The organism is Lapidilactobacillus luobeiensis (genome assembly GCF_024345205.1).
GTDB classification, from domain to species: Bacteria; Bacillota; Bacilli; order Lactobacillales; family Lactobacillaceae; genus Lapidilactobacillus; species Lapidilactobacillus luobeiensis.
Genome location: NZ_BROC01000026.1, coordinates 15,046 through 36,257, shown reverse-complemented (window position 1 = coordinate 36,257; position 21,212 = coordinate 15,046). Strand labels below are relative to the sequence as shown.

Genomic DNA, 21,212 nt, shown 5'->3' with positions numbered 1-21,212 from the left:
TAACGATGCTGACCTAAACAGCGGCAAGTGCGCTCAACGCGTTCTTGCCGCTGTTTTCATGGCCATTTTTAGGCGTGTTAGGCGTAACCGCTCCACATTGATAGCGGCGCAACTGCCCTTGATCTGAGTCTAAACTCGGATCGAAGGTTCGTGAGTATGTGTCATCCCAGATAGCCTCTGAACATCGACCTAACAACGATTTTGGCGGCTGGTCTATGCCTCCGGCAGCGTTGCGTAGTTAACCGCAAGCAGTCGGAGGTGGTGAACCCGTCGCAAAAAAAGACCTTGAGCCAGCTCACGCTACTCAAAGTCATTAACTAAAACTATTTGTTGATCTGCTTAAAGAAATCGACCACGGTTTGCTGAAAACCGCTAGAATTATTCAGCGCGTAGACCAAGCCAGCCAGACCAACGATCAAAATCGCGATCGTCAGCAAGATCCAGAAGTGACGGCGCTTATTCATGATCAAGATCGCGACGAATTCTCGGATCAAAGCGTTCGGCAAAAAATACAGCCGTGTAGGCGCGCCGACCCCATTAGCGGCCAAGCCAGCTTGCCGTGCATATAGGCCAGCACGAAAAGCGTGATAATTATTCGTGAAGAATTTGACCCGCGGTTGTGATCGCGAGCCGTGATAATCACGCTGGATCAGTTGCTTGGAGAAGGTCATATTCTCCAAAGTCGTCGTCGAGCGATCTTCCAATAAAACCAAGCGTGGATCCCACCCGTGGGCCACTGCGTAATCAGCCATCGCCTTGGCCTCCGACAATTGTTCATCAGGACCTTGGCCCCCCGAAAAAATGATTTTTGGCGCTGGTCGCCCTTTCCTTTGTTGCTTTTGCGCAAAACGCAAGGCCCGCTCGATCCGATTGCCTAACAAACGTGAAACAGTTTTGCCATCGATCAGCCCAGCGCCTAAAACAATCAAATAGTCAGCACGATAATGACGCGGCACGAATTGGTATAAGACCGTGTTGACCAAGAAGTTATAGCTACAAACGACCAGATAAAAGCCGACGAACGGGAGCACGGTCAAAATCATGTTCAACCAATTCGGCAGGAAGCGATTGACCGCAACCAGGTTGACCACCCACAGCAAGACCAAACCGATACCCAGAAACAGCGTCAACATATTCGATAATGTGTGACTCTCCCTTTTCCAGACCAAGATCGCGTTCCATAATAGTAACGCCCAGAGAAAAGCCAGAACCAGTACGATCATGAATACTAAAATAATAAAAATAAAACCCATGATCGTAATAAAGACAATATTCCTAGTCCAAAAAATCAGAAAGGCCAGCTCTAGCAAGAAAACAACAAAAAAACCGGTAAACAAGATTCCATTGATCAATCGCCGCGGCTCAGCCAACCACGACCATAGAAATATTCCCAATAAAACCAGAGTTGCCAGACCAGTATAAAGCGTCGCCTGATCCAACCAATTCGCTACTGCCATCACTTATTCCCCAAATCCATCAACTTTTCGATCATTACCAACGACCAAACCTACTCAATTCACAAAAAACGTGTGGCGTGTTTTCCAATCGATCAATTTGATATTGACCCAAAACCCATAAATACCCAAGGTAATGATCGACAAAACCAGCCACTTCAACCATTGACCAAACAATTCCACCGCGGTGCCATCAAAATGCATCCGATGACCATCGACCACCGTGTGATTGATCCGCCACCCGTAGATCATCGTCAGTGCCCAAGGATAACAGATCCCCAAAGTGACCGCTGTGACCAAACCACCTAAAAGTGTCCACCCAATGAACTGTAATAACCCACCGTCGAAAAACGATGTTTCCCCATTTCGTGTTTCCATTTTCCCACCCCATCATTGTGATTAGATTGTCTACATTTTACCATAATTTCCCGCCAGTTTCGGCATTTAACCATAAAAAGAGGGCGCAACACAACGGGTGACTGCGAGCACGACTAGCGATTTGTCGCTGATTGGCGCAGACAATCTGTGACAAAGTGCGTATCGGCGCAGAAGTCAGTTGTGTGAAGCCCATTTCAAAAAACAGGTAGGAAGGCTGACTGCCTTCCTACCCAATTATCCAAAGAACCATTTATTCAATCACAACCATTGCGACGCTCAACCAAGTCAACCCGTTACGCTCCGCACTCAAAACCCTACAACGCATATTTTTCAATGATCGCGACTAATAGCTCGGTTGCTCCGGGACCCGCGGCCTGATCATAATACTTTTTAAAACGTGGATCGGCGGCATATAATGCCGCTAAGCCGCGATGAGCCGCCGGTGTATAAGTCACTGCCGCGCCCCAGGCTAGTTGCAACCAATCTTGGTGCGCGCTGAAAACTTGTTGAGCCAAGTCAGATTCGAGCGCTGGTGACTGTTCCATCAATAATTGTCGCAAGCCTGAAAAAACGATTTCCTCCTGTGCCTGTAATTGTGTCACTGCTGCCGCCGATCGCTTCAACCACTGTTGATTAGCCTGTGCCACCTGTTGATCGCCATATTTTTGACGGATCTCCGCGCCGTAAAGCCGTTCGTTTTCCTCGACCTGCGCGGCCTTAAATGCGGTAAATTTTTCTTGATCACTCATTGCGAGCGCCCCCTTATGATGTTGCAGCGTTCGTTGCAACAAATCCAATAACTGCGTCAGCCGCTTTTGTTGGGCCAACAACGCCTCTTCTTGTTGCTGTAACGCCTGCACGATATTGAAATCAGGAGCCAGCAAGATCTGCTTGATCTGCGCTAAAGGCAAGGCCAATTCCCGATAAAAAAGGATCTGTTGGAGCCGATCGACCTGCGTCTCATCAAACCAACGATAATTATTCACCGGATCACGTTGCGCTACCAATAACCCTTCATTTTCGTAGTAGCGGATCGTCCGTTGGCTGACACCAGCTAACTGAGCCAATTTGCTCGTCTGATATTTCATCTTGCCACCTCCTGACTTCTTCAGCATACAGGCTGACGTTACGTCATGGTCAAGCGAAAATAATTTTTTAAGCCTATCTTGACCAAACGTCACCACTGTTCATGGTTCCAGATCCGACCATCCAATTCACCTTGACCATTAGTCAAACGCTGCGCTAATTCCGTCACATAGATCTGCGTCGCCGCTAAAAGTGCACGATCTTGATATTGGGGCATTTTACTACTTAGTTCTGCTAAAGTCTGTTGCAACCATTGTTCATCCATCAATCTCGTTCTCCTGCGCGGATCTCCCGTAACTGTTCTTGAAGATCCTGATACTCAGCCACTTGCTCCTGTAATTGTGTCGCGACTAGCGCCAATTGCTGTTGTTGTTGCGGATCAGTTAAGCGCAAGGTTCGTAAATATTGGGCCAACCAGATCCCCCGCTCACTAAAACTCGCTGGCTGCGGCAACGTCAATAATTGTTGATACTGGATCAAGAGTTGTTGCTTCTCCGCTTCGGCCAGATAAGAAAACTGCCCGATCACCAGCGGCGGCAAATAGCGCCACCCCAGCTTCTCAGCAAAAGCCTGATAAGGTCGCAACAACTCACTCAAACTAAAGCGCTCACTGGCACCAGCCTGATAAGTGGTCTCCGCTTGACCCAAGGATAGGACCACAACTAATTCTTTACCAGCCAAATCATGATATTGTTCGACCTCACCGGTAAAAGTCTGTTCCTGCCACTGTTTTAAGATAAACGGCGCGCTATACCAATAAAAGGGGAACTGCAAGACGAGCCGCTCAGCATTTCGCACCAAGGCCAGCTCCGCCTCCCGCTGAAAACGGCCATCAGGACCCACGCTTGCGCTCAAGTCATGCCACATCAACTCCGCCGATCCCGGTAAACTTGCTTTAAGAAACTGCTGTGTCGGCGAATTCGCCACTTCCGGATGCGCTACTAAGATCAAAGTTCGCATAGATAACTCCCTTTCTAAAAATGGCTTTAGCCACTGACCAACTCAGGAGCTGAACAGGTCAGTTTTCACTCTCTTGTTGCTGGATCACCCCTGCGGCTAACAAAAACAACTGCACTGTTGTTGGTCCGACAAATTTAAATCCGCGTCGTTTCATATCCTGAGCAACCTGAGTCCCTAGACTAGACTGCTGATTTAGGGGCGCTCCTGGCGCAATCATCATGACCCAATGTTGTTTATTTGTAAAGTGCCATAGATATTCTCCGAAATTTGCAAATTCCGGACGTAATAGCCTGATCGCCCGTGCATTGGCCACAATAGCTCGCAGCTTACGTGGATTGCGGATCAATTCCGGATCAGCTAAAAACCTTTCGATCTCCGGCTCGTCAAACCCAGCGACTACCTGAGGATCAAAATCCGCAAAAGCGCGCCGAAAAGCAGGCAACTTACTAGCCGCCGCTTGCCAACTTAGACCCGCTTGAAAAACGGCCACGACCAATAATTCAAATAATACTTTTTCATCATGTGTCTCGCGACCAAACAGACGCTCATATTCTTGCACACCAGCTGACATCGCCGTCTCCTCTTGACTCAAACATTGATCAACCGCACCTGCCGCATCTGATCCGCCGCCGAAAGGTCATCGACTAATTGCGCATAACTAAGATCATGGGGCAGCTCGATCGTATAAACATTGGTATAGATCTCTTCATCATCGACCCACGCCGCTTTAAAACTGACGCGCTCGATCTTGATTTTTTTCTCGGCAAAGTATGTCTGGATCAACGCCCGCGTCGCCGCCTTATCCGTATATTGGATTTCAACGCGCTTGAACGCCGGATGTACTCGGATCACTTTTTTCAAAAGCGCTAGGACCGCTAAAACGACAAGAGCACTGAGCCCGGCGATCCGATAGTAACCCATCCCCACCGCCAAACCTAAGCCAGCCGTGGCCCATAAAGAGGCCGCCGTCGTCAAACCAGTTACCGCACGATGGGTCACAACAATAGTCCCCGCGCCCAAAAAACCGATCCCACTCACGACTTGAGCGATCAAACGCGCCTCATCAGCGCGAATGACGCCAGCGAATTGCGGTTGCGCCTTAGCAAAAGCCAGCGCCTGAAACCCGATCTCCTGCTGGATCATCGCGATCACACAGGCGCCAACACAAACAAGGATATGGGTGCGGATCCCCGCAGGATGATTTTTTTGTTCACGGTCATAGCCGATCAAACCGGAGATCAAAACGGCTGCTAATAAGCGAATCAAAATTTCTACTGTTGTTACTGATAACTTCAAAATCATTCCCCCAAATCACGATCATTATCTTCTATATGATAACATGTTCCGCACTAGTGCGACTGTTCGTGCTACTACGGTTCTTGTCTATGTTGTCGCAAACTTGTTTGGCTTTCTGGGGCTACCGGTTCAATCTTGGCCGTCACTTCCATTGCGTGGTTCGGGGCGAGCTCGCTGTGGGCGGCTGTTCCGTTCTAATGTTGGCCGCGGGCTGCGTTGCGTGTGGCGGGTGAGCTCGCTGTGGGCATCACTTTGAGCTTCGCAAAGTGCGCGAATCTCAAAGCTTAGCCTTATTCTAAGCGGCAAAGCCGCTAAGAATAACGACACGGCGATCTTACCCGCCACACTCCACTCCGCCCGCTCAACCGTTTTAAGCAGACTAAGCTGCCACGCCACCTCACCTGCTCGTGCAAAATGGCAAATCGCAACGCAATTGATGACCATGGCTAGTGGTCACAAGTTCGCACTGATAGTGACATCGTAACAATTGACTAGATGAACCCCAGCAACTCTGGTCAAACAGCTGACAAGACCTTGCCTACAAAATGAAATGATAGCATTTTGTCCACCACACTAGCAAAAACACTTCGCAAACTCCTTCGTCCAGATTGCAGATAGGCGCAATTCTGCCTAGCAACCGCCTCAGGGCGTGTGGCTCTATTCAGAGTGTGAGCCGACCTGGGCAGCTTCTGAGCATTAGCCTAGCTCTTATTTTGGAAGCGTTTCTTGCTTCCAGAATAAGAGCGTAGCTAAGCGGAAGAAGTTAGGTCGGCGAACACGTTTCAGCAGTGAAATTTGTCTTTGTGGCTTTGCCACTTAGACAAAGACCTGATTTTGAGACAAGCCGCGTCCTTTGCGGATTGGCTTCAAACGATGCCCACTGCGTTCCAGCCACCAAAAACGCCCTGAGGCGGTTGCGTCACCACCCAAGCCCAACTACATCTGCAATCAGGCGGAGAAGTAAATACAGAAACGCCATTTTCCAGCTATTGCCCACGTTGTTCACAAAGATCACGCGACACCTTATTGCCGTTCAGGTTATCTTTGTGCGCCACGAAAAGCGAGTTGAAAGCGTTGACATTACTAGACGATTCGCTACAATTAGATTGTAGTCTGTATCAAAATTATTGGAAAAACCAAATAAACGGAGGAAGTCCTAATGAAAGTTATTGTTATTGGCTGCACACATGCCGGCACTTTTGCAACACAACAAATTTTAACTGAGCATCCTGACTGGCAAGTCACGGTATACGAACGCAATGATAATCTCTCGTTCTTATCCTGTGGCATCGCGCTTTGGGTCGGCGGTCATGTTTCTGATCCGAAGAAAATGTTCTATTCAAGTCCAGAGGCGTTGGCTAGTTTAGGCGCGACGATGAAGATGGAACATGACGTGCTTGATGTTGATACTGTTACTAAAACGATTCGTGTCAAAGATTTGAAAACTGGGGAAGAATCAACTGACACTTATGATAAATTAGTCGTAACAACTGGCTCGGCACCGGTGATCCCACCGATCGAGGGCATTGATGATCCGAAAGTTCAACTTTGCAAGAATTGGACCCATGCGACTCAAATCAAGGAAGAATCCAAGAAAATCAATTCAGCGATCGTGATCGGCGCCGGCTATATCGGCGCGGAATTAGCTGAGCAATTGTCCTTGTTAGGCAAAAAAGTGACGTTGATCGATGCGTTACCACGCGTTTTAGCAAAGAATTTTGACGAAACGATCACCGCTCGGGTCGAACAAGATTACCGCGACCATGGTGTTCATTTAGCGCTGGGCGAGAAGGTCGTTAAATTCAGTGGCACTGATGAGATCACTGTAACCACTGATCACAGTAGCTATACTGCGGACATCGCGATCATGGCGGCCGGCTTCCGGCCTAATACTGGCTTGATGAAGGGTAAGGTCGAGATGATCGGCAATGGCGCGATCATTACCAACGAATATATGCAATCCAGTGATCCGGACATTTATGCGGCTGGTGACTCCTCGGTCGTGCATTACAACCCAACTGGCAAGGATGATTATATTCCTTTGGCGACCAACGCTGTTCGTCAAGGTATCCTGGTTGGTAAAAACATCGCTGGCCCAACTGAGAAGTATTTAGGCACGCAAGCTTCCTCTGCCGTTGAACTTTATGGCAAGACTGTGGCTTCCTCTGGTCTAACTGTTGAAGGCGCAAAAGCACGCGGCGTTGTCGTCGATCACGTGGTCTTAGAACAAAACTATCGTCCAGAATTCATGTTGACCACGACCCCGATCCTAATGGAATTGACTTGGGATCCAGAAACTCGAGTGGTCAAGGGCGGTGCTTTCTTTAGTTCATATGATTGCGCGCAATCTGCTAACGTGATCTCCTTGGCGATCCAAACCGAAATGACGATCGATACCTTGTCGATGGTCGACATGTTCTTCCAACCAAACTTCGATCAACCGATCAACTATGTCAATGCTTTGGCTGGCGCTGCTGTGGCAAAAGCAGCCGAGACGGTTGGCGCAAAATAAGTTGACAAAATAAGTTGAGCTGAAACTATTTTGTCATAACGCAATATCAAAAGAGGTAATGCCACGATGCTGGCGTTACCTCTTTTTTGACGACGATCAGCCAATTTTCTAAAAACGGGATCCACCGCATTAAGTTGAATCAACTTCAACTCAGTGCGGTGGATCCCTCTGATTTAACTGATGCTAATGATGCTCAAGTAGCAACCTTAATTCGCGGCCAAAACATGTTGCACGAATTTATCGAAAGCAGTCTGGCCTGCGTCAGTGCGTTTGAAGACGCCAGCGTCCGCCAATACTCGCGCAAAAACTTGACCTACTTCTTCGCGCACGAGCCGTTCAACATTTTCCTCATTGAGTTGGCCACTATATTTCTCTTGAAGTTCATCAGCCCACGCGCGATGATAGTCCGCGATCTCATTGGGTTGTTGCAGCAAATACTTCTCGACCTCTTGCAATTCCGTTAGTAATCGTGCCGGCAAAATCGCCAGCCCCATTACTTCGATCAGACCAATATTTTCGCGTTTGATGTGTTGAACATCTTGGTGTGGGTGGAAAATACCATCTGGGTACTCAGCGGAAGTCTGATTATCTCGCAAAACCAGGTCAAGCTGATACTCGCCGGTCTTTAAACACCGGGCTATCGGTGTGACTGTGTGATGCAAAGTACCATCTGCTTCAACGGCCTTGATTTGTTGGCTCGGATCGGAATATTGCCGCCAAGTCGCCAAGATAACGCTGGCCGCATCGATCAAACTAGCTTGATCCTTACCTTCCAATCGTAAGACAGACATTGGCCATTTGACCACGCCCAAAGAAACATCAGGAAACGCAGCCCAGTCAAAGTGTCGCTCTACTGGCGCCTGAGCCATGGCAAAGGTATGGCGACCACCTTGATAATGTTCGTGGCTCAACATTGAACCGCCGACGATCGGCAAGTCCGCGTTACTGCCGACAAAGTAATGCGGAAACAGTGAAATGATCGAGAATAGATTAACGAAAGTCTGCCGTGAAATATGCATCGGCTCATGCTTCGCGTCTAAGAAAATACAATGTTCATTAAAGTAAGCATAAGGTGAATATTGGAAGCCCCAAGTTTTACCGGCCAGATCAAAACGAACGATCCGATGATTGCTGCGTGCTGGGTAATCCAAACGACCCAGATAGCCTTCATTCTCGATACACAACTGACAGGCTGGATAAGTGGCCGGTGCTTTTTTGGCGGCTGCGGCGATCGCCTTGGGATCTTTCTCCGGCTTAGATAGATTGATCGTGATCTCAAGGTCACCATAGTCAGTTGCGACCGAATATTTGATATTTTTAGCGATCTGGGCGGTTTTGACGTAATCATTGGCCGTTGAAAGTTGGTAGAAGTATTCCGTGGCCGCCTCAGGAGATTGCTGATCGTGGCGGCGCCAAAATTGTTGATTGACCGCGCTTGGCAGTGGCGTCAGCAAATCTAATAATTGCGCGGCTAAGATATCACGTTCAGGCAAAGTCGTCCCGATCGTTCCTTGTTCGACCGCGTAATCTACTAAAGCATTGGCCAGCGCGATCGGGCTTGCAGCGGTCACCCCGTTCACCTTGGCCGGATCCGTCCCACCGATCAAGGTCAAAATATGATTTTGTAAGTAAACGCGATCAAGATCTTGATATTGCGAATTGTATTTCAAGACCCAATTCAGAAAAGCCGAGATCAAATTTGTTGCTGCCATAACGTCAAAACTCCCATTCCCTCAATAAAATTCCAATCAACGACCACGACGCTGCCGCCACAGCAAGCAACAGTTGTTGGTCGCGTGGTGTAGCGGTTGCGCCGAGTACCAGTTCTATGCGATCTATTCGATCGTTAATTCTGTCTCGGTGATTTTATGCGGACCATCTGCGATCTGAGCCACGAAGAAACCAGCCTCATAACCAACAGTTTCAGCATAAACAGTCCCCACGCTGGTGATGAAACTAGGAATCTGATCGTTTTTGACTAGAGCGATCGCACAACCGCCAAAGCCAGCACCAGTCATCCGCGCGCCGAACACCCCTGCTTGTTGCCAAGCCGTATGGACCAACGTATCCAATTCAAGTCCGGTGACTTCATAATCATATTCCAAGGAAACGTGGGAAGCGTTCATCAAACGACCGAATTCAGCAAGATCATGATTCGTTAACGCTTGTGCCGCGCGAATCGTCCGTTGGTTCTCCCAGACCGCATGGCGCGCCCGTTTCAACAGAATTTCATCATCTAGCGCGTAACTATATTCGTCGAACGTTTCTGCGCTGAGATCACCCAAGGTCGTGATCTTGACTACTCGTTGTAACTCTGCCAAGGCTGCTTCACACTCGGCACGCCGCTGATTATATTTGCTGTCGCTCAGCGCCCGTGGCTTATTCGTGTTCATGATCACGACCCGATAGTCTTGCAGGTCCAGCGGGTAATACTGATAAGCCAAACTATTCGTATCTAAAAAGATCGCCTGATCTTTACGGCCCATCCCGATCGCGAATTGATCCATGATCCCAGAATTGACCCCGATGTATTGGTTTTCGACTTGTTGGCCTAACTTGATCAGGTCCAATTGCGAAATACCCAACTGATAAACATCATTGATGATCGCACCAGTCAACAACTCGATCGAACTTGATGAAGACAACCCTGATGCCGCCGGTAAATTCCCGTAAAAGTAAATATCCAAACCATGATCGAATTTGTGCCCAGCTTCTTGTAATAACGCGAATTCACCCTTGACGAAATTCGTCCAACCATCTGCCTTGGCAAAAGCCAATTTGTCTAAAGCAATCACTCGCACCGCTTCTTGTTTGAAGTTTGCCGAGTAAAGGTGCAAAGTCTGGTCCTGACGCGGCGCCATCGCCGCGTAAGTCCCCAAGCTGATCGCTGCTGGGAAAACATGACCGCCATTATAATCCGTATGTTCGCCGATCAGGTTGATCCGTCCTGGCGCGAAATAATTTGCCACTACCGCCTCAGAAAAGATACTGGCAAAATCTTGATTGATCTCTGATAACTTCATTTCAAACCCCTCGTATCCGTAACAACTTGGGTCACTTGTCTCCGTAACCTTCAGGATGGCTCTGCGTCCAAGTCCAAGCTGTCGCGATAATTTTCTCGATATCATCATAATTTGGTGCCCAATGTAGAATGTCGCGAGCCTTCTGCGAAGACGCGATCAATGTACTAGGATCCCCAGGACGCCGGCCAGCGATCTCACAAGGGATCGGCGCGCCGGTTACTTTCCGAGCCGCTTGGACGATCTCTAGATTTGAAAATCCTGTCGCTGAACCCAAATTGAATGCGTTCGAATCATTGCCCGCATTCAAGTATTGTAAAGCCAAGATATGCGCGTCGGCCAGATCCATCACATGAACATAGTCACGAACATTCGTGCCATCTGGTGTCGGATAATCCCCGCCAAAGATCTGTAGTTTCGCTCGTTTGCCACTCGCAACTTGCAAAACGATCGGGATCAGATGCGTCTCGGGACGATGATCTTCACCGATCGAACCATCCGCTTTGGCGCCGGCAACATTGAAGTAGCGTAACGCGACCCAGCGAAGCCCATTAGCGACATCAGCCCAATGCGCGAACTTTTCCATGACTAATTTACTTTCACCATAGGGATTCGTTGGTACCTGTGGCGTTGTTTCAGTGATCGGCATTTCCTTAGCCTCACCAAATGTTGCCGCCGTTGATGAGAAGACCAGCTTTTTAACATTATGCTTGATCATCGTTTCCAATAGGACGATAAAACCATAGTCGTTATTATCGAAATACTTCAAAGGCTGTGCCATTGATTCGGCCACTAACGAACTAGCGGCGAAATGAACCACACCTGTGATCTGTTCCTGTTCAAAAACACCATCGAGGAAGTCATGATCCCGCAAATCGCCTTGATAGAACCGGGCCTTAGGATTGATCGCCGCACGATGCCCCGTCAACAAATTATCAACGACCACAACATCTTGACCTTGTTCGATCAAGCGATCAGTCGTGTGCGACCCAATATACCCAGCGCCACCTGTTACCATAATTGCCATCATCAATCACCTCATATTGTTTTAGTAAACAATAAAATATTTACTAAATATTTTATACCACGTTTCCGCAGTAAATGCAAACCGGTCAACTCCGATTTCTTGCCTATCGCTGTTGATCTCAGTGCTTTTTCTACGAGAATCGTTGGATCATAAATAATTTGCTTGCGAAATCACCGTTATTGACCCAGTTCAAATAAATTCCGGCATTCATCAATTCGTCCCCGTTATAAACCGTTTCTGACGAATCTAGGGTATAACGCCAGTTGGGATTTAGACCACGGAATCTCAAAATCGCGAACGGTTCTGAGGCGCTGCCTAGAACTCTAGTCACTTGAGCTGCGGCACTTTCTTGATTTGCGGAAACCACTTGCCAAGCATAATAATTATCTTCAGGATCCAGACCATCTAAGCGATAAAACTTGCCGCTTTGGAAAAGGGCACGGTATTTTTTATAAAAATTGATTTGAGTCTTGATTTCAGCAAGTTCGGACGTACTAAGCTCAGTTAAATCTAACTCGTACCCCAGATCACCAAAGAAGGCCACATTACCGCGCGTGTTCAAAGAAGTCCGCCGCCCTGTCTGTTCATTCGGTGACGCAGAAACATGTGCACCCATCGTATTCAATGGATAAGCTAGGCTTGTTCCTGTCTGGATCGCCAACCGAGCGACTGGGTCAGTATTATCGCTGGTCCAAACTTGAGGCATATAATAAAGCATCCCAGGATCAAAACGACCGCCGCCACTTGCGCAAGCTTCAAATAAAATCTCTGGATGTTGACTGATCAGACGCTCCATCAACTCATAAAGTCCTAAAACATAGCGATGTTTGAGCGTCCCTTGCTGATCTGCCGGTAATTGGCTTGAAAAGACATCAGTTAAGGGCCGATTCATATCCCATTTCAAATAATCAATAAAGCCCTGACTCAAAAGTGCTTCTATCTGATCATAAATATTGGCGCGCACTTCAGGACGAGTAAGATCCAGAACGTACTGGCTCCGACTCAAGGCCGCCCCACGACCCGGAATATGGAAATACCAATCAGGATGTTGCTCAAATAATCGACTTTGCCGCGAAATCATTTCTGGCTCGACCCAAAGACCGAATTTCAGACCACGCTGATGCGCAGCGGCGGCCAAACCACTTAATCCATGAGACAATTTCTGGCGATTCTCAAACCAATCTCCCAATGAAGTGAAATCACTATCACGTTGGCCAAACCAGCCATCATCAAGAACAAATAACTCGATACCCACTTTCTGGGCCGCATCCATTAAATCCAACAGTTTGGCCTCATTAAAGTCAAAATAAGTTGCTTCCCAGTTGTTCAATAGGATCGGTCGTTCTTGATCTTTATAGGGACTCCGAATCAAATGATCATGGTAGAACTGATGAAATGTTTGTGACATTGTCGTTAAACCAGTGGCGCTGTATACCATGACGACCTCTGGTGTCTGAAAACTAGCACTAGGTTCAAGCGGCCACTCAAATTGTTCCGAATCAATACCGATTTGAACTCTCAATTGCTTGTATGGATCAGTTTCGATCGTCGCCTCGAAATCACCGCTGTAAACGAAATTGACCGCATAAACCGCGCCAGAACGCTCATCGGCTTTCTTCTCAGCTAAAGCGAAGAAAGGATTCTCTTGATGGCTGGAAACGCCTCGGTTACTGCCTAAACGTACCGTTCCTAGTGGCAATGCAACCCGCTCGATATTGCGTTCCCGCGCCCAAGCACCCCGCAAATGGATCAGATCATAACTAGCTGTGGGCAAATCAAGATTCATACTAAGCGCTCGTTTCAGTTTGACGAGCTGTCCGCTTTGATTACGGATCTTAGTTGAACGGACCAAAGCCGCTGAATCCTTAAAAATCGTATAGTTCAAGTCAACAGCTAACTTTTGTAAAGAATCGATCAGTGTCACGACCAAAGTCTGCGCATCACCATTTTCTTGGGAGAATGTTGCTGGTAAACCTGATAATCCCGGCTTACCGGCAATGATCCGATAATGATCATAACGTAGCTCAGTAACGGTCGAGCCATTTTCAAACTGGACACTTTGCGCCGGCGCGCGAAAGTCACCATTTCCAGCAGTCGGATATTCCTGAAGAACTGTATCTAAAGAGAATAGACGATCTTGACTATCAGGCAAATTTGGAGAAAAGTCACGATTTACGCGTGGATAAGTTCGTAATCCATGATAGTCCTTAATGGCGGCGCCAAAATATAAATGTTCCAAGATTCCATGTTCATCAACACCCAGAACGTAACTGATCGAGCCATTACTCAAGTGAAAAATTTTGTTTTTCTCATCGTAATTTATCATCTGCTTATCCCTTGACCGAACCTAACATACCTTGAACGAAATTCTTTTGCATGAAGAAGAAGAGGATCGCGATCGGTAATGTCGAAATAACGATACCACACATCATCATGCCATAATCTGGTGTGTAGGAAGCGCCCATCGCGGACAGGACCAACGGGATCGTCCGCTTATCTGGCGATTGTAAAACAACTAATGGCCAAAGGTAATTATTCCAAGCGCTCATAAATGTAATGATGGCAGCAGCCGAATACGTATTCTTGGAAGCCGGAACATAGATCCGCGTAAAGATACGGAATTCATTCAAGCCGTCTAATCTGGCCGCTTCGATCAAGTCTATTGGGAAAGACTTAACGTTTTGGCGGAAGAAGAAAATCAGAAACGCGGTAGTCATCGTTGGAATGATGACCGCATAGAACGTGTTGATCCCCACCACTTGAAACGGCGTATTACTTAACTTACTGAACATCCGATATAACGGGATCATCAACGCCGCAAAAGGTACCATCATGGAGAGTAAAAGAATATTGAAGACATTTTCCGTCGTCTTAGTCCGATAGATCTCGAAACCGTAACCGGCTAGTGATGATAAGGCTAACGACAACAGTGTAACTGCAATGGCAATGATCGCCGAGTTCAACAAAGCCCGTGGGAAATCCAACTCACTTCCAAATAAGCTGTGTAGATTGGTCATCAGGTTGCCACCAAAAGTTAATTTACCCGTATTGATATCAATGGTCTTATTGGTCATGCCGACGATCATGAAATAAAAAGGAAAAATTGAGATAACCGAGAGAACGATCAAAATCAAATATTTAAAGAAATTACTGATTCGGTTTTTAGTTTTCATTGTTTTTCTCTCCCTAATCTCATTTGCAAGAATGACAAGATAACGATGGCGATCACGATGACAAAGGAAACTGCCGCGGCATAGCCAAAGTTAGGCGTATATTTGTAACTCAAATTATAGATATATTGCGATAAGGTCGTCGTCGCATTACCAGGACCACCCTTAGTAATGTTGTTGACTTCATCGAACAATTGCAACGTCCCGATCGTGGAAGTGATCGTTGTAAATAAAATGATTGGTTTTAACATCGGGATCGTCACTTTGAAGAAACTCTGGATCTTCGAAGCGCCGTCCATTTCGGCCGCTTCATAAATCGAATCATCGATATTTTGCAGACCGGATAGGAAGAAGATCATATTGTAACCAGTCCAACGCCAAGTGATCGAAATAATGATCAAGACTTTGGCCCAGACCGGATCAGTCAACCATTGGATCGGCACATTGATCAAATGGATCGACAAGAGCATCTTATTCATAATGCCATCAGGAGAGAAGATCGACTTCATCAATAATGAATAAGAAACTAATGACGTGATACATGGTAAGAAGATCGCAGTCCGAAATAATCCTCTGAATTTCAACCGATGGTCATTTAGTAACGAAGAAATGATCAGTGCCAAGAAGATCATGATCGGCACTTGAACAACTAAATACAGCAAGGTGTTGAATGCCGCTGATCTAAAAGTCGCGTCATGAAACATCGTGACATAGTTTTGGAAACCGACAAAATGCATATTGGCTGGTGTACCGCTTTGGAAGGATGTGATCAACGCTTGGATCATTGGAATGAAGACCGTCAACGTAATCAGGATCACACTTGGGGTCACGAAACCCCAACCACTTTTCTCCAAACGCGTTTTTTTTGTTTTTGCTTTCACTGAAAATCACCTCAAGATTTTTAAATAAAAGACTCACCTTATCACAATGTAACTCCTAAGGATTGAGTTAAACTGTTTTAAAGATGAGTCCCACTAAAAGTTTAAATTACTATTGAACTGCTGTTTCAGCTTGCGATTGTGCTTGCTTCAGTGCTGAATCAATACTCTCACCCTTCAAAATAGATTGAACAGGATCTTTCATAACATCTTCGATTTGATAAGTGCTCAAACCATAGTTAACTTCTGGCACTTCGTTTGACCAGCTCAATAAGTCTTCAAAAACTTTTTGATTAGAGTAGAATGGATATTCTGCTTTATAGTTACTACCTTGCTTAGCCGTCTTCAAAGTGCTGACAGCGCCAATATCTTTAGCCAAATCGTTCATTAGATCCGCGCTAGATGCAAAGGTCTTTGATAAGAAGTCTTTGGCACCACTAACATTGCCGACACCCTTCAAAACGTACCAGCCTGCGCCACCAATACTTGATGCATTGACAGACTTGCTATTAGCACCTAACCGAGGAATTGGCGCGATCGCCCATTTCCCGCTTTGATCCTTAGCACCTTGGATCGTACTTGAATACCAAGCCCCTGTTGGTGCAGAAGCGACAGTACCCTTTTGAACAGCAGCAACACCGGCATCCCAGCCAGAAACCTTAGTAACGATACCAGAATCCATCATATCTTTATAAACAGTGATTGCTTGCTTCAAGACCTTGTTGTTCTCAAGGTTGACGGTCTTACCATCACTCTTGGTATACCAGCTACCAGCTGATTGCATCATGATCCGTAAAGTCCCTAAATCACTAGGATCTTGGGATAACATGGTATGACCAGTCTTCTCTTTAACTTTTTTACCGATCTCAATGTATTTTTCCCAAGTAATATTTTGCAAGTCGCTGGCCTTATAGCCGGCTTGTTCCAAATAATCTGTCCGGTAGAACATTGCGGCAACACCACTATCGAATGGCACGCCATAAGTCTTACCACTAACTTGGTTGACCGCTGATTTATAAGCGGAGAATTTTGACTTCTTAGAAATGCTCGTCAAATCTGCAAATGCGTCAGGATATGATTTCAAGTAACTTTGGATCCGATAATCTTCGATCAAAACAATATTTGGCAAACCTTTAGTGCTACCAGATGATAAGCCCGTGTTCAGTTTTTGAACGATATCATCTTGTGACATGGTCACGACTTTAACTTTTTGATCACCGTTCTCTTTCTTGTAGACCTTGATTGCATCCTTAACTGCTTTAGTGTTATAAGTTTCGTCCCAGCACCAAACTAATAAAGAATCATCTTTCTTAGAACTTGTACCTGATGAGCTAGTTGACTTGCTATTGCCACAAGCTCCTAGAATAGCGGCCAATGCTACTGCACTGATGCCTAATAAAGCACGTTTTACCCAAACTTTCACCTTAAACTACTCCCTTTCAAAAGCTGAATTGTCGTACACCAGTAAAATATAAAGTAAATATTTACTAACATAGTTATACACCCCACATGCAAGCGCTGTCAACTTATTTTAGTAAATTATTTATTTGGGGTAACGCTTGTGGTTGCAACGGTTGTATTATTTACTAAATAACTATATAATGAAGAAAATGCTACAAGCGAGGGGTTTATAATGGCAACGATCAAAGATATCGCCGAACGTGCTCGCGTTTCCCCAGCAACGGTCTCACGTGTATTGAACTACGATCAAGATCTGTCGGTGACTGACGAAACCAAAAAACGGGTATTTGCCGCCGCTGAAGCGCTGAACTACGCGAAGAAGAAACGCCACATTGAAAAAGCACCACAAAAAATCGCGTTACTGACTTGGTATAACGAACAAGAAGAACTTAATGATATTTACTACCTATCGATCCGCATGGGCGCGGAGGAGAAGATCCAAGCGGCTGGTTATGCGGTGCAGCAGATCACGCGGGAGCAACAACTGCCTGCTTCCAAGGACTTCGCCGGTATGATCGCGATCGGTAAATTTAGCCCGCAACAGATCGTCGCGATCAAAGCAACGGGGCTGACCACTGTTTTCGTGGACTTCAATACATTGAACTTCGGTTTCGACAGCGTGACGCCTAATTTACATTATCCGGTCAAAAAAATCATCGAACACTTTCTCGATCTGGGCATCAAAGATATCGGCATGATCGCCGGTGAAGAATTGACCAGTGATCGCCGCCTCAAATTGACCGATCAACGTTTGAATACCTTCCGCAATATCATGCGCGATCGTAAATTGTTGCGACCTGATTTCGTTTTGAAAGGACCATTTAGTGTGGATTCTGGGCATCAATTGATGGCTAAGGCGATCCAAGACTTAGGCGCGGATCTCCCCCATGCGTTCTTTGCCGCTAATGATGCGTTGGCGATCGGCGCACTGCACGCGTTGCAAGAGGCGCAGATCGCAGTCCCCGAACGGGTCAGCATCATCGGCTTTAATGACACCACGATCGCGCGTTACTTTAGTCCCCAAGTCAGCTCCGTCCAAGTCGATACCAAATTAATGGGCCAGAAAAGCGTCGAATTACTGCTGGATCGTTTGGAAACTGAGCGAGAAACGCCGATCAATTTGAATGTCGGCACTAAATTGATTTTGCGAGCCAGTTCGCGCTGAGCTGTAAACGCGCCGATCTGATAATAACCAATCTAAAATTCATTTTTCAACCAATTATTTTTGAGCGCTATTCGATTTATGCATAATCGTAGCGCTTTTTATATACATAAATGTTATCGAATTGGTCCGGCTTAATTTTTTAGTGAGAAATCACTTTTTTTGAAGTGGCTTTGCTAAAATAAGTCGTTATATAGTCACGTTTTAGTCACAATTGCCCATAAAGCGGCGTTGATCGAATCAATAAAAAAATAAAATTGGTTTATGTCGACAAAAAGTGAATTTTACGTGTATTTTTTGCGAACATATGCTATGATTGATTTAGCAAAGAGTTATCAAAACTCACAGGAGGGGGTCGTGTGAGAAAAAGAAATTTTGTGCTTCTTCTATTAATGTTTTGTTTGGGGATCATTTTTACGACTAGTCAGATCGCGCAGGCTGATGTGGCAACAAGTCATTATGACATCACGATCACAGCGACTGATGAGCAAGGTTCGAAGAAACCGAGCACAACAACGGATACTGATCATGGTGGCACCACGTCATCAGATCAAAATGGCGGTATCGATTGGTCCGGGATCATTTTGCCGCAGACCAGTGAACAACGGCAACAAGCAATGTTATTTTGGGGATTGTTGCTGATTATCTTATTACTGATTTGGATCGGTCACGAGCTCAATCAACGCCGACACCCTGAACGCAAATAACCGAGGGGGGATCGACTTGAAAGCGAATAAATTTATTGTTTGGGCCAGCGCCTTGCTTAGCGGTTTGTTGCTTGCCACTACGGCGACTGTTCACGCGGACATCGCCGCTGATGGGCAAAGCGGAACTTCAACAGCGCGCGTTGGCTTATACCTAGACTCAACGGCGGCCATTAAGTTGATCCAGGTTCCCGATTACGATTTCAATGCGCAACAGCTTAGCGCTACTGGCGAGACTTATCACGCTAGTAACGTTGGCGGCTCGTTGGTCGTCGAGAATCCCGGGATTCCTAATGGTTGGAGTGTGAAAGTACGGGCTTCCACATTCAAAACCGCGGATCAGATCCCGTTAACTTTAAAAGGCGCTTCGCTAGCGTTAGCCGCTGGGACGATCACGCCTAATGAAACTGTTTCTCGAGCGCCCGGTAGTTATCCGGTCACGGTCAATAGCCAAGATGCTTTGATCATGAGCGCGCCGGCCAGCTCTGGGATCGGTGTTTTCAAATTAGATCATACTGTTGATCAAGTCGCGCTTAGCATTCCAGCTGGCAACTTGGCTGGTGACTACACCGCCGTCCTCACTTGGACCTTGGAAAGCTCGCCTGACCAATAGTAATGAGCCATTATTTTCAGGTAACAAAAACTGATCCTTGGGGAAGGATCAGCGTAAAATCATAAAACATCATTCAAGATTATGGAGGGAATAATCATGAAATTCAGCAAAACTTTAACAACGATCGGCGCCTTGCTTCTTGGTTTATCTTTGACTTCAGGCGCAGTGACTCACGCAGATATCAATGAAGATGGAAAAGGCGGCACTACTACTGCAACTGTTGGGCTTGAAACTGATACGGACACCAATCCGCTGAAGCTGACTGAAGCGCCTGATTTTGATTTTGGAGCCGCCAACAAACTTGATGGTGGTGACCAAACGCTTTATACAACCAGCACAGGCATTTTGCAAGTGCTTAACCCTGGTTACGTTGCCGGCTGGCAAGTGCAAGTGAGTGGTTCACCATTTCTCAATGGTAGCACTGAATTAAAAGGTGCAGAACTTTCCTTGAACGGGGTGGTAGCACCTGCTACTGGTACCGCTGATAATGAAAACAAACCTGTTTTCACTAACGGTAAGATCAACGAGTCGGCTACCACCATTTTTAAGGCTGCTGCTGGTAATGGTATCGGAACATGGAACACATCTTTCACGGCTGACAAGAGTGCTTCCTTATACATTCTCGGTGGTAACGTGCCTGGTAGTTACAAATCGACCTTAAATTGGACGCTGATCAACTCAGCTGACTCAGCTAAATAAAGTCAACCAGATCACGAAAGGGTGACGACACATGCTTAGGAAAACAAAACTGTTCTTGATTTTCGGCACAGTTTTCGCCCTCTTCTTGATGGCGCCGCGTCCTGTTCTCGGCGATGCCGTTGATAGTCACGCTTCGATCCCATTATCTGGTGGTGGCACGACTGATCCCGTTGATCCGCGCGATCCACAAGATCCCGATACGGCCTACCCTGGTGACGATCAAGATCCTGGCAATAAGGGTACTGGTTCCACTGAATCACTTTCCTTGGATTACGTCAGCAATCTTCACTTCGGTGAGAAAGACCGGCAAACCGCGATCAGCGCTGACCTGCTCAACCAGAACGCGATGGTCCAAGTTACGGATCAGCGTGGTAGCGGGACGGGTTGGGTCTTACAATTGAAGCCTGGCCTGCTCGTTGGCGAAAAGACCGGCACTGTTTTGAAGAGTGGTCAACTAGACTTAGGCAGTTTGATGACATTGAAAACCACCAGCGATAACGTTAGTAAAGCGCCGCAGATCGTCACCCAGAAGATCTATCTCGGGGATTATGTCAATCTGATCCGCGCCAGCGATCTTGAAGGTCGCGGATTGTGGGTACTAGGTATCAGTAATAAAAAACAACCTGCAAAATTAAACTTGACGCTACCGCAAGAAGTTCCAGCTGACCATTATGTTGGTACTTTGAATTGGTCCTTATCAGACGCGCCAAATTGATTTAGCAACGCAAAGTGGCCGTCACTGGTACTTTGCGTTTTTTATGTTAGATTAAGTATATAGTATTTAAAAAGTCA

The 21,212-nt window shown here is 46.5% G+C and carries 20 protein-coding genes; 6 read left to right on the top strand and 14 right to left on the bottom strand.

Annotation, left to right across the window (positions count from 1 at the left end):
* Positions 1–323: 323 nt before the first annotated feature.
* The 7 genes from OCU21_RS08845 to OCU21_RS08815 all read right to left on the bottom strand — a co-directional run bounded on the left by OCU21_RS08845 (position 324) and on the right by OCU21_RS08815 (position 5,180).
* On the bottom strand, positions 324–1,457 hold the full coding sequence (locus OCU21_RS08845; protein ID WP_261807053.1) for a YdcF family protein: 1,134 nt from the start codon (positions 1,455–1,457) through the stop codon (positions 324–326).
* A 54-nt stretch (positions 1,458–1,511) separates the two neighbouring features.
* Positions 1,512–1,832, bottom strand: a complete 321-nt coding sequence (locus OCU21_RS08840) for a DUF898 family protein (protein ID WP_261807052.1) — start codon at positions 1,830–1,832, stop codon at positions 1,512–1,514.
* Between the two features lie 314 nt (positions 1,833–2,146).
* A complete protein-coding gene (locus OCU21_RS08835) occupies positions 2,147–2,920 on the bottom strand; it encodes a MerR family transcriptional regulator (protein ID WP_261807051.1) in 774 nt (257 codons plus the stop codon).
* An 89-nt stretch (positions 2,921–3,009) separates the two neighbouring features.
* Positions 3,010–3,183, bottom strand: a complete 174-nt coding sequence (locus tag OCU21_RS08830; protein WP_261807050.1) for a hypothetical protein — start codon at positions 3,181–3,183, stop codon at positions 3,010–3,012.
* Positions 3,183–3,878: an NAD(P)H-dependent oxidoreductase gene (locus OCU21_RS08825; protein WP_261807049.1), complete on the bottom strand. Its 696-nt coding sequence runs from the start codon at positions 3,876–3,878 to the stop codon at positions 3,183–3,185. Before OCU21_RS08825 ends, OCU21_RS08830 begins: the two co-directional genes overlap by 1 nt.
* Positions 3,879–3,936: 58 nt before the next feature.
* Complete coding sequence (locus OCU21_RS08820) at positions 3,937–4,449, bottom strand: DNA-3-methyladenine glycosylase I (protein WP_261807048.1); 513 nt, start codon at positions 4,447–4,449, stop codon at positions 3,937–3,939.
* Between the two features lie 17 nt (positions 4,450–4,466).
* Entirely contained in the window at positions 4,467–5,180 is a 714-nt protein-coding gene (locus OCU21_RS08815) for an MgtC/SapB family protein (RefSeq protein WP_261807047.1), read from the bottom strand.
* A gap of 1,153 nt (positions 5,181–6,333) precedes the next feature.
* Here OCU21_RS08815 and OCU21_RS08810 point away from each other — a divergent pair.
* Positions 6,334–7,686, top strand: a complete 1,353-nt coding sequence (locus OCU21_RS08810) for an FAD-dependent oxidoreductase (protein WP_261807046.1) — start codon at positions 6,334–6,336, stop codon at positions 7,684–7,686.
* 206 nt (positions 7,687–7,892) lie between these two features.
* On the opposite strand, the gene galT is transcribed toward OCU21_RS08810, so the two are convergent.
* From galT to OCU21_RS08775, 7 genes are all read right to left on the bottom strand, one after another.
* Positions 7,893–9,398, bottom strand: coding sequence for a UDP-glucose--hexose-1-phosphate uridylyltransferase (gene galT, locus OCU21_RS08805; protein ID WP_261807045.1), 1,506 nt, complete (start codon positions 9,396–9,398; stop codon positions 7,893–7,895).
* 123 nt (positions 9,399–9,521) lie between these two features.
* Complete coding sequence (locus tag OCU21_RS08800) at positions 9,522–10,709, bottom strand: galactokinase (protein ID WP_261807044.1); 1,188 nt, start codon at positions 10,707–10,709, stop codon at positions 9,522–9,524.
* A gap of 31 nt (positions 10,710–10,740) precedes the next feature.
* The gene (galE, locus tag OCU21_RS08795; protein ID WP_261807058.1) at positions 10,741–11,733 is read right to left on the bottom strand and encodes a UDP-glucose 4-epimerase GalE; all 993 of its coding nucleotides are present in this window, start codon (positions 11,731–11,733) and stop codon (positions 10,741–10,743) included.
* A gap of 130 nt (positions 11,734–11,863) precedes the next feature.
* Entirely contained in the window at positions 11,864–14,059 is a 2,196-nt protein-coding gene (locus OCU21_RS08790; protein ID WP_261807043.1) for an alpha-galactosidase, read from the bottom strand.
* Between the two features lie 4 nt (positions 14,060–14,063).
* Entirely contained in the window at positions 14,064–14,906 is an 843-nt protein-coding gene (locus tag OCU21_RS08785; protein ID WP_261807042.1) for a carbohydrate ABC transporter permease, read from the bottom strand.
* Positions 14,903–15,784: a carbohydrate ABC transporter permease gene (locus tag OCU21_RS08780; RefSeq protein WP_261807041.1), complete on the bottom strand. Its 882-nt coding sequence runs from the start codon at positions 15,782–15,784 to the stop codon at positions 14,903–14,905. Before OCU21_RS08780 ends, OCU21_RS08785 begins: the two co-directional genes overlap by 4 nt.
* Positions 15,785–15,893: 109 nt before the next feature.
* Complete coding sequence (locus tag OCU21_RS08775; protein ID WP_261807040.1) at positions 15,894–17,204, bottom strand: ABC transporter substrate-binding protein; 1,311 nt, start codon at positions 17,202–17,204, stop codon at positions 15,894–15,896.
* A 210-nt stretch (positions 17,205–17,414) separates the two neighbouring features.
* Between OCU21_RS08775 and OCU21_RS08770 the strand changes: the two genes are divergently transcribed.
* From OCU21_RS08770 to OCU21_RS08750, 5 genes are all read left to right on the top strand, one after another.
* Complete coding sequence (locus OCU21_RS08770; protein ID WP_261807039.1) at positions 17,415–18,407, top strand: LacI family DNA-binding transcriptional regulator; 993 nt, start codon at positions 17,415–17,417, stop codon at positions 18,405–18,407.
* Positions 18,408–18,763: 356 nt separating this feature from the next.
* Positions 18,764–19,111 (top strand): EF2685/EF0750 family sortase-dependent surface protein, encoded by a 348-nt coding sequence (locus OCU21_RS08765; RefSeq protein ID WP_261807038.1) that lies wholly within the window; start codon positions 18,764–18,766, stop codon positions 19,109–19,111.
* 16 nt (positions 19,112–19,127) lie between these two features.
* Entirely contained in the window at positions 19,128–19,721 is a 594-nt protein-coding gene (locus OCU21_RS08760; protein ID WP_261807037.1) for a WxL domain-containing protein, read from the top strand.
* A gap of 96 nt (positions 19,722–19,817) precedes the next feature.
* A complete protein-coding gene (locus tag OCU21_RS08755) occupies positions 19,818–20,420 on the top strand; it encodes a WxL domain-containing protein (protein ID WP_261807036.1) in 603 nt (200 codons plus the stop codon).
* A 31-nt stretch (positions 20,421–20,451) separates the two neighbouring features.
* Positions 20,452–21,135: a WxL domain-containing protein gene (locus tag OCU21_RS08750; protein WP_261807035.1), complete on the top strand. Its 684-nt coding sequence runs from the start codon at positions 20,452–20,454 to the stop codon at positions 21,133–21,135.
* Positions 21,136–21,212: the final 77 nt, after the last annotated feature.

Bases quoted from the DNA above. Each gene is read 5' to 3' on its own strand.
- galE (WP_261807058.1), bottom strand. From the start codon at position 11,733: ATGGCAATTATGGTAACAGGTGGCGCTGGGTATATTGGGTCGCACACG.
- OCU21_RS08810 (WP_261807046.1), top strand. From the start codon at position 6,334: ATGAAAGTTATTGTTATTGGCTGCACACATGCCGGCACTTTTGCAACA.
- OCU21_RS08785 (WP_261807042.1), bottom strand. From the start codon at position 14,906: ATGAAAACTAAAAACCGAATCAGTAATTTCTTTAAATATTTGATTTTG.
- OCU21_RS08820 (WP_261807048.1), bottom strand. From the start codon at position 4,449: ATGTCAGCTGGTGTGCAAGAATATGAGCGTCTGTTTGGTCGCGAGACA.
- OCU21_RS08800 (WP_261807044.1), bottom strand. From the start codon at position 10,709: ATGAAGTTATCAGAGATCAATCAAGATTTTGCCAGTATCTTTTCTGAG.
- OCU21_RS08835 (WP_261807051.1), bottom strand. From the start codon at position 2,920: ATGAAATATCAGACGAGCAAATTGGCTCAGTTAGCTGGTGTCAGCCAA.
- OCU21_RS08845 (WP_261807053.1), bottom strand. From the start codon at position 1,457: ATGGCAGTAGCGAATTGGTTGGATCAGGCGACGCTTTATACTGGTCTG.
- OCU21_RS08825 (WP_261807049.1), bottom strand. From the start codon at position 3,878: ATGCGAACTTTGATCTTAGTAGCGCATCCGGAAGTGGCGAATTCGCCG.
- OCU21_RS08815 (WP_261807047.1), bottom strand. From the start codon at position 5,180: ATGATTTTGAAGTTATCAGTAACAACAGTAGAAATTTTGATTCGCTTA.
- galT (WP_261807045.1), bottom strand. From the start codon at position 9,398: ATGGCAGCAACAAATTTGATCTCGGCTTTTCTGAATTGGGTCTTGAAA.
- OCU21_RS08790 (WP_261807043.1), bottom strand. From the start codon at position 14,059: ATGATAAATTACGATGAGAAAAACAAAATTTTTCACTTGAGTAATGGC.
- OCU21_RS08770 (WP_261807039.1), top strand. From the start codon at position 17,415: ATGGCAACGATCAAAGATATCGCCGAACGTGCTCGCGTTTCCCCAGCA.
- OCU21_RS08755 (WP_261807036.1), top strand. From the start codon at position 19,818: ATGAAATTCAGCAAAACTTTAACAACGATCGGCGCCTTGCTTCTTGGT.
- OCU21_RS08840 (WP_261807052.1), bottom strand. From the start codon at position 1,832: ATGGAAACACGAAATGGGGAAACATCGTTTTTCGACGGTGGGTTATTA.
- OCU21_RS08750 (WP_261807035.1), top strand. From the start codon at position 20,452: ATGCTTAGGAAAACAAAACTGTTCTTGATTTTCGGCACAGTTTTCGCC.
- OCU21_RS08830 (WP_261807050.1), bottom strand. From the start codon at position 3,183: ATGGATGAACAATGGTTGCAACAGACTTTAGCAGAACTAAGTAGTAAA.